The organism is Desulfosporosinus orientis DSM 765 (genome assembly GCF_000235605.1).
Lineage (GTDB): Bacteria > Bacillota > Desulfitobacteriia > Desulfitobacteriales > Desulfitobacteriaceae > Desulfosporosinus > Desulfosporosinus orientis.
In genome coordinates, this window is record NC_016584.1 from 3,182,935 (window position 1) to 3,195,612 (window position 12,678).

The following is a 12,678-nucleotide window of genomic DNA, read 5'->3' on the forward strand; positions in this document are numbered from 1 at the left end:
ATAAAACAATATTTTTCATAATTTTGTTTCACACAATAATTAGGCTGGAGGTTAGAAAGTGAAAATTTATCGAGTCAACATGACCAATCTTTCATTTAAGATGGAAGAAGTACCTGAAGAGTGGAGAGTGCTCGGCGGCAGGGGACTGACTTCAGCAATTGTAGCGAAAGAAGTTGAGCCAACCTGTCATCCCTTAGGCAGCAACAACAAATTGGTGTTTGCTCCGGGGTTACTGACGGGCACAATGGCTGCCAATTCAGGACGATTGTCGGTTGGGGCCAAGAGTCCTTTAACCGGCGGAATTAAGGAGAGCAATTCCGGAGGCACCGCGGCGCAAAGATTGGCCAAGCTGGGTGTCAAAGCCTTAATTGTCGAAGGGATCCCAGAAGGGGACAAGTGGTACTGTCTTCATGTTCATAAAGACGGTGTGGAGATTAAGGAAGAAAGCGAGCTTTTAGGTAAAGGCAATTATGAGGTTATTCATACTTTAACAGCGAGGTATGGGGAAAATACCGGCGTCATGACTATTGGCCAAGCCGGAGAATACAAAATGTCCGCCGCCAATATTTCGGTCAAGGATCCTAAAGGCCATATCCGCAGTGCTGGGCGGGGGGGACTGGGAGCGGTGATGGGTTCGAAACGAATTAAATTTATTACTCTTGATGACAATGACGGTTCAGGTATTGAAATCAAGGACAAGGAAAAGTTCAAAAAGGCCGCCCAGATTTTCAACAAAGGATTGCTGAGTCACCCTGTCAGCGGCAATGCCTTGCCCAAATACGGAACGGATGTGCTTGTCAATATCTTAAATGAAGCCGGCGGCTTACCGACGAAGAACTTCAGAACGGGGCAATTTGCTGGGGCGGAGAAAATATGCGGCGAGACAATGTATGAAACAATCATGAGCAGGAAAGGGGACCCGACTCATGGCTGCCATGTCGGTTGTGTAATTCGCTGTTCCCAAACCTATAACGACAAAGATAACAGGTATCTCACGTCCGGCTTCGAGTATGAGACAATTTGGGGATTTGGAGCAGGCTGTACTGTTGATGACCTGGACATTATCGCCTCCGTGGACAATATTTGTGATGATATTGGAATAGATACCATTGAAACAGCCGGGACTATGATGGTTGCCATGGAAGGGGGAATTCTTCCTTGGGGAGACGGCCACGGGATTGTCCGCTTATTGAAAGATGAGATTAAGCAAGGAACTTCCTTGGGCCGAATACTGGGCAACGGTGCCGACTTTACAGGCAAGGCCTTTGGCTTAACCCGTATTCCGACGGTAAAGCACCAGAGCATGCCGGCCTACGATCCCAGATCCGTCAAGGGGATCGGTGTGACCTATGCTACGACTACCATGGGTGCTGACCATACCGCCGGGTATTCTGTCACGGCCAATATTTTAAAAGTCGGCGGGCATATTGATCCCTTGAAAAAGGAAGGACAAGTGGAGCTGTCCCGAAACCTGCAAATTGCCACAGCCTGCTTGGACAGCGCAGGGCTGTGCATCTTTACTGCGTTTGCCATACTCGACTATGAACCGGTGTCACATGCTCTCATCGACATGATTAACGCTCAATACGGCACAAACTGGACAAGCGATGACTGGTTCGACTTAGGGCGCTCTGTCCTCAAAACCGAAAGAGCGTTCAATGAAGCAGCAGGGTTCACGAATAAGGATGACCGACTGCCGGAATTCTTCAGCGAACCTGTTCCGCCGCACAATGTTACATGGGATTTTAGCGGCGCTGAACTTGATCAAGTCTATCAGTTTTAGGTGTGCAATGCTGCTGAACATCAAATTATTTGGCGGCTTAGTCTGCGGTAACCCTGATTTGCCGTTTTTTGGCCTTAACAGATTGCAAATGGAAATGGGCGAGAGAGCCTCACTGACTGAAGTCCTTGAATCCTTGAATTTAGCAGCGGACGCAAATTTAGTCTTAATGGTCAATGGGCATGCCCAATCACTTGACTATATTTTACATCACGATTCGGTTATCAGCGTTTTTCCACCCATGATTCCTTAGCCGGTATTGAGAAGCAATGTCACAAGGAATTCCCTCTGGGGAAGACTGAAAAGGGGAGAAATTATATGGAAGTAAATGTAAGGTTATTTGGCGACCTGCGTGAAGGACGTTTTGAGCAGCAAAAAACTCAATTAGAGGAAAACAGCCGTGTGATTGACTTAATCAACAAACATCAGCTGCCCCTGGAAAAAGTGGCGGTTTGTTTTGTTAATAATCATTCGGTGGAATTTGGGCAGCCTTTGCAGAACGGGGATACGGTTGCTTTTTCTCCACCGATCGGCGGCATGTAAAACTAAGGTTTTCTGACCACCAAACGTACACTGGACAACGATGGACATCGCTGTCCAGGCAAAAAGCAGGGACGGCTTAATATTTAAGCCGTCCCTGCTTGCTATTGGACCAAAAAGTGCTGAACTTCTTCTTCGGAATGATAACCGATAAGCGTATCCTGTGCTTTGCCGTCTTTAAAAAGGATGATGGCCGGCAGTTCTTCTACATTATATTTATCCCTTATCTCCGGAACCTTATTTACATCCACATAATAGACTTCCACTTGGTCCTGCAGCCGTTCGGAAATACGTTCGACGTTTTTATGGAACCGTTTGCTGTCGGAGGAACCGGAGCCAAATTCGAGAGCAAAGGGTGTCGGACTCTGAAGTACTGCAGGTAATTTGCCGGATAAAATCTCCTTCATGTTGTTGTCACATCCTTATTTCAGTTATGATACTTAGTCTTCGCAAACAGGCTGAGATTTAGACTAAGCTGAAAAAAAAATTTTTTAATTGAATACTGCAATTATGTAAACGTTTGTTCTTTATCGGACCTAAAAGGGGAAATAAAGGTAATTGATTATTTATGGCGAACTATATTTGGAAAATCAAGGAGGTATGTAGGTATGGATTATCAAAACATGACTGCACCCTGTGGATTGGACTGTTTTAATTGCCCCGTTTATCTAGCAAATAGCAATGAAAAACTGAGGGAGATGGTTGCCGCCAGGCTTAATATTCCAATAGAGAAAGCCGTTTGCCACGGCTGCCGTAACGAAGCTGGAGTAATTGCCGCCATTGGTCGAGACAAGCCTTGTTACGTCTATAAATGTATCCAAGAAAAAGAAATTAGTCTTTGCTGCGATTGCGACGATTTTCCCTGTGACTACTTGCATCCCTATGCTGATCAAGCAACCCAGAAGCCGCATAATACCAAAGTGTTCAATTTATGTCTGATTAGGAGGATGGGGCTGGAGAATTGGGCTAAAGAAAAAGCCAGAAATGTCAAAGAGACTTATTATGAAGGTAAACTGAAATTGGGTGACTAGCAGGTTCACGCAGTTTTACCGCAATGTCTTCTCAGTAACGCTTCGTTAAAAAATGAAGGAGTGCAAAAAAAAAGTTAATCCCTGCCCGTCCCACTTTGAAACGCGCGTTTCAAAGTAGGACGGGCAGGGATTTTCATGCAGCTAAAAACCTTGCAGCTTTATAGCTGCAAGGTTTTTAGTTAAAGGACCGAAGAAACCGTTAGATGCTATATAGAAAATTGGGAATATTTTAGTGTCTCTCAGGGGTGGACATTTTATAGAGAAAGTGGTATTTTTAATAAGAATTATCTTAATTTTTGGACTTAATGTCTCTCCAGCGTGGACATTTGGTTTCGGGAAGAGAGGTGCATGAGCAAAGTTTAGTAATAGTTTTTTGACATTGCCAATTGTAGATGAGGAAAAGGGTGTGTAGAGATTGGATAAAAAAGAAATGTTTGCCCTAGTCAAGAGCAAAGCTGAAAAAGGATTATGGATGGAAAAGGTCCCCATACCGGAAATCGGACCTAACGATGTTTTAGTGAAAATAAAAAAAACATCCATCTGCGGTACAGATGTCCACATATATAATTGGGATACCTGGTCCCAAAAGACCATACCTATCCCCTTAACTATTGGACACGAATTTGTAGGGGAGATTGCAGAAATCGGGAGTAATGTCAAAGGTCTTAAGATTGGGGAGCGGGTATCCGGTGAAGGTCATTTAGTATGCGGAGCATGCCGTAATTGTCTTGCAGGCAAAAGACACTTGTGTAAAGACACAAAAGGTGTGGGAGTTAACCGTAATGGTGCTTTCGCGGAATATTTAGCAATACCTGCCACAAATGTTTGGCGATGCAGTCCGGATATTGAGGATGATATACTTTCATGTTTTGACCCCCTGGGAAATGCAGTGCATACGGCCCTATCCTTTGATTTAATCGGGGAAGATGTTTTGATCACAGGCGCAGGTCCCATCGGTATTATGGCTGCAGCTATTTGTAAGCATGTTGGTGCCCGGCACGTTGTCGTGACAGATATTAATGAATATCGGTTACAACTAGCCAAAAAAATGGGTGCTACTATGGTGGTCAATACCAAAGAACAAAAATTATCTGAAGTTATAAAGCAATTAGGGATGAAGGAAGGGTTTGATGTTGGGTTGGAGATGTCCGGAAATCCTCAGGCTTTTTCGGACATGGTAAATAATATGTATCATGGAGGCAAAATTGCACTGCTGGGTATTCAACAACCAAACACCATTATAGATTGGGATAAAGTTGTATTTGGCTGTTTAACTATTAAAGGAATTTATGGCCGTGAAATGTTTGAGACCTGGTATAAAATGACGACTATGCTGCAAAGCGGTTTGGATATTTCCGGGGTTATAACCCATAGATTTGATGTTCGAGATTATGAAAAAGGTTTTGAAGCCATGAACTCGGGAATGTCGGGTAAGGTTGTTTTGGATTGGTCTAAAATCTAAGTTGCTGGAGGAAATCATGAAAACAGCTATTAAGTATCTAATACAAGAAATTGAAAATATCAAAGAAACAGGTACCTACAAGGAAGAAAGGATCATTACCACACCGCAAAGCAGCAGAATAGATACTCAAGACAGAAAACAAGTCCTCAATATGTGTGCTAATAATTATTTAGGCTTATCAAACAATCCGGACTTAATTGCTGCGGCAAAAGAGGGATTAGATAAGTGGGGTTTTGGTCTTTCTTCCGTTCGTTTTATCTGCGGAACTCAAGAAGCACATAAAGAGTTAGAGAAAGCGGTCAGCGATTTCTTGGGAATGGAGGACACCATTTTATATTCCTCTTGTTTTGATGCCAACGGCGGCTTATTTGAAACCTTATTAGGAGAAGAGGATGCTGTTATCAGCGATGAACTAAACCATGCCAGCATTATCGATGGAGTTCGTTTATGCAAAGCAAAGCGTTTGAGATACAAGAATAATGATATGGCAGATTTGAGGGCCAAGCTAATTGAGGCGGGCAACGCCAGGATTAAACTGATAGCTACAGATGGTGTCTTCTCTATGGATGGGTATATTGCTAATTTAGCCGGTATTTGTGATTTGGCTGAGGAATTTGATGCGCTGGTTATGGTTGATGATAGTCATGCTGTCGGATTCATGGGAGAGAAGGGACGGGGTTCACACGAGTACTGCGGAGTGATGGGCCGTGTGGATATTATTACCGGCACCTTAGGCAAAGCCTTGGGTGGTGCGTCCGGAGGATATACCAGTGGTAAAAAGGAAATAATCCAGCTTCTTCGCCAAAGAAGCAGACCTTATCTTTTTTCAAATACTCTGGCACCTTCCATTACTGCTGCAGCCATTAAGACACTGGACATGTTAAAGAGTTCTACTGTATATCGGGATAAAGTGCATGAAAATGCCCATTATTTCAGAGAGCAAATTGCCAAGATTGGCTTAGATGTACTGCCAGGGACTCATCCTATTGTGCCTATTATGCTGTATGATGCTAAAAAGGCCGCCGAATTTGCCAGACGAATGCTGGAAAAAGGTGTTTATGTCATAGCCTTTTCTTATCCCGTCGTGCCTCTGGGAAAGGCCAGAATCAGAACCCAGGTTTCCGCCGGCCATAGCAAAGAAGATTTGGACTTCGCTGTTAGTTGCTTCAAGCAAGTCAAAGAAGAGATGGCACTCTAATCATGAATTGTCAATTTGGAAAGCTTCCTTAACTTGAACTTACAGGGAGGAAAAAAGATTATGAAAAGTCTGATCAACACCTGGAATAAATTGAGCCTGGTAAAACAAATAATTATAGGATTGATTATTGGTATTATCTTGGCTGTAACGATTCCAGACACCGCAAAACCCATCGCAATTTTTGGTTCTTTATTTGTCGGTGCTTTAAAAGCGATTGCACCTATTTTGGTCTTCTTCTTAGTTATGTCGGCAATCTCTCAACACAAGAGTGGTCATCAAACCAATATGAAATCCATTATCGTTCTTTATCTATTAGGAACATTCTTAGCCGGACTTGTGGCGGTTGTTGCCAGCTTCCTATTCCCAATCTCCTTAACACTTGCGGCGGGCGTTGATAATGTGGCACCTCCGGGAGGTGTCGCAGAAGTTCTCAAAGCGTTACTGTTGAATGTTGTAGATAACCCTGTAAAAGCACTTTATAATGCCAATTATATCGGTATATTGTCTTGGGCAATACTTCTTGGCTTTGCTCTAAAAAATGCTCCTGAATCTACAAAAATCATGATTTCCAATATTTCAGATGCAGTAACTAAAATGGTCCGATGGGTCATAAAATTAGCCCCATTAGGTATCATGGGTCTCGTGTTTGATTCTATTGCTACAAATGGAATTGAAGCATTATTGAGTTATGGGCAATTACTTGTACTTCTGCTTGGTTGTATGTTTTTTATTGCTCTAGTTGTCAATCCTATCATTGTGTACGTGAATATCCGTAAAAACCCCTACCCACTTGTATTGAGGTGTTTAAGGGAAAGTGGTATTACAGCCTTCTTTACACGCAGCTCAGCTGCAAACATCCCTGTAAATATGACCTTGTGTGAAAATCTTGGTTTAGATAAGGATACGTATTCCGTATCCATTCCCTTAGGCGCTACCGTCAATATGGCCGGTGCGGCTGTTACCATCAGTGTTATGACCCTTGCGGCGGTTCACACCCTGGGCATTCAAGTGGATATAGCTACGGCATTAATCCTCAGCGTATTGTCGGCTGTAAGCGCCTGCGGTGCTTCAGGCGTAGCCGGCGGATCCCTATTACTGATTCCTCTGGCATGCAGCTTATTCGGGATCCCAAATGAGGTTGCTATGCAGGTAGTTGGTGTAGGCTTTATCGTAGGTGTTTTACAAGACTCTTGCGAAACGGCTCTTAACTCATCCACTGACGCACTTTTCACGGCAACAGCTGAATTCGCTAAGATGCGTAAAGAGGGAAAAGAAATCATTATTAATTCAACAGCTAAATAAAAATGAATTTGAAACCTTAGTAATAGCCAGACCCCCTTTGAAAGGCGCCTTTCAAAGGGGGTCTGGCATTTTTAATTATTATTTGGAAGATTCATCGCATAATGGACTTTATGACACCCAACTATTTTATATATGGTCAAAGATTCATCCATATATGAGAGAAGAAACTAAGGGGATGGGATACCACTACAGCGTCCAGGTTATTAGCTTCTTTGAGTAGTTTTTGCAGCACTAAACAGTTCTCAAGGGTTAGTGGTTCTTTTACAATTTCAGTAAATAGTTTTATTTGTGTCTCTGGATTCCAAGTTTCTGAGATATATATACAGCTAATAGCAATATTTTATAACGCTTATAGAGTATTAATTAAGGATAAACTAACCTTTATAGTTACTATTAAAGGGGTTGTGGTTGTGGATTACAGCATAATTGGTGAACGAATAAAACAAGAACGATTAAATAATGGATTAACACAGGAAGTACTAGCTGAAAAAGCGAATATTTCCACCTCATTTCTTGGTCAAATAGAGCGGGGAGAACGAAAATTAAGCCTGGTAACTTTAATTCAAATTGCCAAAGTTTTAGGTGCCAGTTTAGACTACTTAGTTAGTGATTACTCACCAAGAGAAAAACCTGAACTTGATGAATTGATTTACTTGCTGCGCAATCACAGCCGGCAAGAAATCAGAATGATAATCGATATTTCCAAAACGGTTTTTAAATACTGTGATAAATAGCAGTTCTTAATTGAATATCCATCCCCTAAAGGAGTAGAAGATTAGGCATTTCAGGGGATATTAAAAAGCACTCAAAGTTGAGTGCTTTTATGTTATAATTTACCTGTAACAGATCGGCTTGCGGGGCGGCCGGCATTCCTCCAAAGGGAGGTGATGCCGTGGAAGTATACCAGACTTTGATGCTGATGATTTCATTTGCAACATTAGTTGTGTTAATACTTTCATTCCATAAACGGAAATAGACCGCCTCACACCAAAGGTTCGGTCTATTCCGCACTTTTAAAGCCGTCCGCTCTTTAAGCGGCTGTTGCATTGGAGTCATGCTACTAACATGACTCCTCTTTTTTATAGTATACCACAGGAGGCTCAAAATATCACTATTGATAGGATTCTCAAAGCGAACGGGAAAATACCATTAAAGAAATAAATGGCTTCAGGACTGTATCACCGGCTTAGAAGTACTCTTGGGCAACGTTCTCATCTCAAATAGAATAACTGTAACCGTAATCAGAACAGACAAAGCATCCGCTATGGGAGCTGTTCTCCATACTCCCTCGATTCCCCAAAAGCGAGGCAGGATGATCAGGAGCGGAATAAACAACAATACCTGGCGGGAAAGACTCAGCAGAGTTGATTGTACAGGTTTGCCCACAGCTTGAAAGTAACTGGAACAGAGAATTTGAATGCCGATGAGAGGTAGAAGGGTGAAGAAGGTCAGCATCGCATGGACAGTCAGCTCGGTAAGGGACAGATCCCCCTTGCTGAAAAGCCCCACAATCTGATTAGGCCAGATGCGAATAACGATAAAACCGATCACGGCCATAATAGTACTGACAAACACGGATTTCATTAAAGTTTCTTTAACCCGCTCATATTGTTTAGCTCCGTAGTTAAAGCCGATTAAAGGCTGAGCTCCCTGGCTGATACCAACAATGGGCATGAATATTAATGTAGCAATACTCATGATAATCCCAACTGCAGAAAGGGCCAGGTCTCCACCATAGACCATCAGAGTTTTGTTCAAAATCGTTTGTTGAACGCTGTTGGCAATCTGCATGGCAAAGGGAGCAAATCCAATGGAAAGAATTCTCAGGACAACAGGCATTTGCAGCTTAAGATTTTTTAAATGGATTTTAATGATACTGCGGCCTGATAGATAATAGCCAAGAACGAACATTGCGGATATAGTTTGACCGCTAATCGAAGCTAAAGCAGACCCTTTAATACCTAAACCGAGTTTAAAGATAAAAATGTAGTTTAAAATCGTGTTGATAACTGCACCAATGATCTGAGTCAGCATAGCATAGCGGGGGTTTCCTTCGGCCCGAATAAAGTTGTTCATACCAAAGGCAATGGAACCGGAAACTGAACCCAACATAATGATATGAGTAAAATCACGGGCATAGGGCAAAACTGTTTGATCCGCTCCGAACAGCATCAAGACGGGGTCGGTAAAAGCCAGATAAAGTGCTGCCAGCAGGAGTGGCAGTAAAATGAGCAAGACAGTGGCATTGCCGGCTATCTTTTCGGCGTCTTCTTTCTTCTGTTCGCCAAGGCGGATAGAAATGAGGGCCGTTGCTCCGATAGCAATCAACATGGACGTTGCCATCATGATGATCATAATCGGAAATGCCACTGTTGTGGCGGCAATCCCTACAAATCCCACACTGCGACCGACAAATATCCGGTCAACAATGTTATAAAGGGCATTAACCAGCATTGCGATAATTGCCGGCAGGGAAAACTTCCAAAGAAGTTTACTGATCTTTTCGTCGCGCATTTCTAAATTCTTATTCACTACGTAGCTCCTCTAAACTTTCTAATATAATTTATGGCTGATTTGACTTCTTTAACTAAATCATTGTATCTGAAAAGTGACTTGGAATCAATTGTAATGAATGTTTGCAATAAGCTCCGCTGCCCGAACTAGTAATTGAAAAGGATTTAACTTTATTAATACAGAATAAACTAATTAAATAAGCATAAATGGGGAGGGATAGCATGAAAAACCTTTTTCAACGCAATTGGTACACGGAAGTGCGTCGCAGCGATACCAGGTTGCTTGAGGCAAAAACAAGTTATGTTGATACTTATCGGGAAACCGTAGCGCATCTATTGGTTGACGTAAATTCCTTTATCATTAAAGAGGCCACGTGGGAAGAACAGAGATCATCAGGGCCACTCCTAAATCGTATTTGTCAGGTAACACCCTTGCATGGAGCTGAAGCATACTTCGGTTCCGGTCCGGCGCTTAAAAATGTGGCAGCCTTTCTCGAAGACCCACTTGCGGTTGCTCTTTTTTCCGAAACCGTCAAGGGTATCATTCAGGCCGAGACCTTTCTCCTAAGCGAGCGGGGCTATGGTTCAGAAGAAGAATATAATGAAAAGTGGTTTAATTTTTATTTAGGTTCCTGCAGGTATTACAGTAACTTGGACCGAGTGACTAATAGTTGGTATGACCATGTAGGGGAAAGTAAACGAACCGGCAATTTGTTCGTACGCTTCAAGACCCAGAGCCTTTTCGAGTTAGGTGCGGGGCAATATCTGCTAACCGGAAATCTAAGTGATTCATTCCACGAGGTTAATGTACGTTTAAAACTAGATGGGTCTGTGGTTCAAGAAGCAGATGGGGTTCTTTTGCGGGCTCCCGACATTGTTTGCCGTGAGGCAGCCCCTTTGCTGGAGAACCTGCACTCCATAAATTTACGGGAGATCTCCAAAAAAGAACTGGCCGGCGTCTTAGGCAAAGGGCAAGGATGCGTCCATGTGATTGATTTAGTAAGTGATTGTGCTCAACTATTAGCTTTATGGTCAGTATGACCTTTTCTCAATAAAACGGACACTCCAGAGTTAGGTTTTCTAACAAGTGATTCATGCAGCTTTGTGACTCCATCACGAACTAAAGCTTATCTCCAATTGGCCTGCGCGGGCAATTGGAGATAAGCTTTTTGATCAAAAATGGGGAAGAGAAGCCAACAACAAATCCAGTCACAGCTCCCTATCGGTATGAGATCAGCGCTGAACAATGCCGGAGCTGTGACCGATGCAAAAAAGCCTGCAAAGCCGGAGCAATCAGGGGAGAACGCGGGCAAGCAGCGTATTTGATCGATGAAGAGAAGTGATAAAATGCAGAAACTGTATGAAATGGTGCAAGCATAAGGCAATAAACAGATGGGGAACAATCTTCCACGGGATTTTTAACGGTATTATTATGGTGGCGGTTTTTTTCATTATAACGTCAGTATTAAAGGAGAATACTACGATAAGTTCTTAGATTTTATGAATCCTAAATTATACAGTGTATATTGTGAAAAAGGTAAAGACTTCATAAGAAAAAAGAGAAGAATGAACGCAATATGTTATTACCTCATTTCTGGGATAATGGGATTTAATGCATTCATGCAAATTAAGTTGATGGATAAAATAAATACAAAATATTTGTTTAAGTGGAGTGATATATGGCCTTATGCTATAGTATTATTGATTTTAATTTTTTTAGTTAATTATTTGTCCATACTAACAGTGCAGAAAGTCTAAAACAGCCATTGGAGATTTAGCATGGAATATCATTATAGGTATTGTCGTTGTAATTATTCTAATGGTCTTTATAAGCTTTAATATTTAAGGATTAGAACAAAAGAAATATTCATTGTAAATACCATAATGAACTTCACAAAATTTTGAAGCTACCAAATCTCAATCCGAAACATAGCGCAGGAGGTACTTATGGAACCACGAAAACCAGTGATCGGCGGTAAGTACTGCCATTTTAAGAATAAAATATACCAATTGCTGGCGGTTGCCACCCACAGCGAAAGTAATGAAAAATATATCGTTTACCAGGCGCTGTATGGCGATTTCAGGGTATATATACGTCCATATGACATGTTTTTGAGCGAAGTAGACCATGTAAAATACCCAGAGGTTATACAAAAATATCGTTTTGAGTTGATGCAGGAGCCGGAGCGCTGATGGAATTCTTGAGAGCTTCTTACTCAGTTATCCTTTCAATCTCTGATTTCCTGGTTACCTTTTCATTAAACTTAGCCGCATCTATGATGAATCTCTCATGAGTACCTTCAGAAATTAGGTCTACCCCATCATGGGCTTCTACATGAAACAATAATCTTTTACCATCGATCTTTTCTAGCCGTAATTTAACTGTAACAGTAAAACCTGGCGGTGTAGCGGCAATGTGGCTTAATTTAACATCGGTTCCAACAGTTTGTTCATTAGGCCAATCCAAATGAGGATTGATAGCTTTAATACATGCCCATTCAAATAAGCCCACCATAAATCCAGTTCCAAACACTTTAGGCATTGCTTGGAATTCTTCCGCTTCAGGGTAAAGATAAGGAACCGTTTTGTTGTCTGGTACAGTAAACTTAAACTCATAATCCAGACCAGATTGTAAAGTACTTTTCACTTGAAACACCACCTTGACGATGTTGAATATTCTATAATTTCTGTTTATTTCCCAGGCTGTAAGGCCTGGGAAATTTTTTGTCCACCTTTGATGCTGACAAATTTGACACTGGAATCCCTCCCTAGCTCATGAAGCACAGTGGACAGTTCCGTTATGTGTCAAAATATTTTGATTTTATTTTATACTACTTGCTAACAAATATTTT

Annotated in this window: 15 protein-coding genes; 12 read left to right on the forward strand and 3 right to left on the reverse strand. The window is 41.9% G+C overall.

The features are described from left to right. The first annotated feature begins 58 nt into the window (after positions 1–58). The 3 genes from DESOR_RS14830 to DESOR_RS14840 all read left to right on the forward strand — a co-directional run bounded on the left by DESOR_RS14830 (position 59) and on the right by DESOR_RS14840 (position 2,323). Complete coding sequence (locus tag DESOR_RS14830; protein ID WP_014185400.1) at positions 59–1,783, forward strand: aldehyde ferredoxin oxidoreductase family protein; 1,725 nt, start codon at positions 59–61, stop codon at positions 1,781–1,783. A gap of 7 nt (positions 1,784–1,790) precedes the next feature. Further along, positions 1,791–2,033 (forward strand): MoaD/ThiS family protein, encoded by a 243-nt coding sequence (locus DESOR_RS14835; RefSeq protein ID WP_014185401.1) that lies wholly within the window; start codon positions 1,791–1,793, stop codon positions 2,031–2,033. A 65-nt stretch (positions 2,034–2,098) separates the two neighbouring features. After that, positions 2,099–2,323, forward strand: a complete 225-nt coding sequence (locus DESOR_RS14840; RefSeq protein WP_014185402.1) for a MoaD/ThiS family protein — start codon at positions 2,099–2,101, stop codon at positions 2,321–2,323. 101 nt (positions 2,324–2,424) lie between these two features. Here the strand turns inward: DESOR_RS14840 and DESOR_RS14845 are convergent, their stop codons facing one another. Next, positions 2,425–2,727: a thioredoxin family protein gene (locus DESOR_RS14845; RefSeq protein WP_014185403.1), complete on the reverse strand. Its 303-nt coding sequence runs from the start codon at positions 2,725–2,727 to the stop codon at positions 2,425–2,427. A gap of 201 nt (positions 2,728–2,928) precedes the next feature. On the opposite strand from DESOR_RS14845, the gene DESOR_RS14850 reads away from it, so the two are divergent. The 6 genes from DESOR_RS14850 (at position 2,929) to DESOR_RS31030 (ending at position 8,289) form a co-directional block, all read left to right on the forward strand. Further along, the gene (locus tag DESOR_RS14850) at positions 2,929–3,351 is read left to right on the forward strand and encodes a DUF3795 domain-containing protein (protein WP_014185404.1); all 423 of its coding nucleotides are present in this window, start codon (positions 2,929–2,931) and stop codon (positions 3,349–3,351) included. Between the two features lie 415 nt (positions 3,352–3,766). After that, entirely contained in the window at positions 3,767–4,813 is a 1,047-nt protein-coding gene (gene tdh, locus DESOR_RS14855; protein WP_242832325.1) for an L-threonine 3-dehydrogenase, read from the forward strand. 16 nt (positions 4,814–4,829) lie between these two features. Then, a complete protein-coding gene (locus DESOR_RS14860) occupies positions 4,830–6,011 on the forward strand; it encodes a glycine C-acetyltransferase (RefSeq protein ID WP_014185406.1) in 1,182 nt (393 codons plus the stop codon). A 60-nt stretch (positions 6,012–6,071) separates the two neighbouring features. Further along, positions 6,072–7,313 carry a serine/threonine transporter SstT gene (sstT, locus tag DESOR_RS14865; RefSeq protein ID WP_014185407.1) on the forward strand — a complete coding sequence of 414 codons (1,242 nt, stop codon included), beginning with the start codon at positions 6,072–6,074 and terminating at the stop codon, positions 7,311–7,313. 410 nt (positions 7,314–7,723) lie between these two features. Then, positions 7,724–8,047 (forward strand): helix-turn-helix domain-containing protein, encoded by a 324-nt coding sequence (locus tag DESOR_RS29405; protein WP_042331260.1) that lies wholly within the window; start codon positions 7,724–7,726, stop codon positions 8,045–8,047. A gap of 158 nt (positions 8,048–8,205) precedes the next feature. Further along, positions 8,206–8,289, forward strand: coding sequence for a putative holin-like toxin (locus DESOR_RS31030; RefSeq protein WP_366557028.1), 84 nt, complete (start codon positions 8,206–8,208; stop codon positions 8,287–8,289). A gap of 191 nt (positions 8,290–8,480) precedes the next feature. On the opposite strand, the gene DESOR_RS14880 is transcribed toward DESOR_RS31030, so the two are convergent. Continuing rightward, positions 8,481–9,845 (reverse strand): MATE family efflux transporter, encoded by a 1,365-nt coding sequence (locus DESOR_RS14880; protein WP_014185410.1) that lies wholly within the window; start codon positions 9,843–9,845, stop codon positions 8,481–8,483. Positions 9,846–10,048: 203 nt separating this feature from the next. Between DESOR_RS14880 and DESOR_RS14885 the strand changes: the two genes are divergently transcribed. The 3 genes from DESOR_RS14885 (at position 10,049) to DESOR_RS14895 (ending at position 12,019) form a co-directional block, all read left to right on the forward strand. Continuing rightward, on the forward strand, positions 10,049–10,867 hold the full coding sequence (locus DESOR_RS14885) for a DUF2889 domain-containing protein (RefSeq protein WP_014185411.1): 819 nt from the start codon (positions 10,049–10,051) through the stop codon (positions 10,865–10,867). A 128-nt stretch (positions 10,868–10,995) separates the two neighbouring features. Then, positions 10,996–11,169 (forward strand): hypothetical protein, encoded by a 174-nt coding sequence (locus tag DESOR_RS29410; RefSeq protein WP_158309041.1) that lies wholly within the window; start codon positions 10,996–10,998, stop codon positions 11,167–11,169. A 604-nt stretch (positions 11,170–11,773) separates the two neighbouring features. Next, on the forward strand, positions 11,774–12,019 hold the full coding sequence (locus DESOR_RS14895) for a DUF1653 domain-containing protein (RefSeq protein ID WP_014185412.1): 246 nt from the start codon (positions 11,774–11,776) through the stop codon (positions 12,017–12,019). Between the two features lie 19 nt (positions 12,020–12,038). Here DESOR_RS14895 and DESOR_RS14900 read toward each other — a convergent pair whose 3' ends face one another. Beyond that, complete coding sequence (locus DESOR_RS14900; RefSeq protein ID WP_014185413.1) at positions 12,039–12,473, reverse strand: thioesterase family protein; 435 nt, start codon at positions 12,471–12,473, stop codon at positions 12,039–12,041. Between the last annotated feature and the right edge of the window lie 205 nt (positions 12,474–12,678).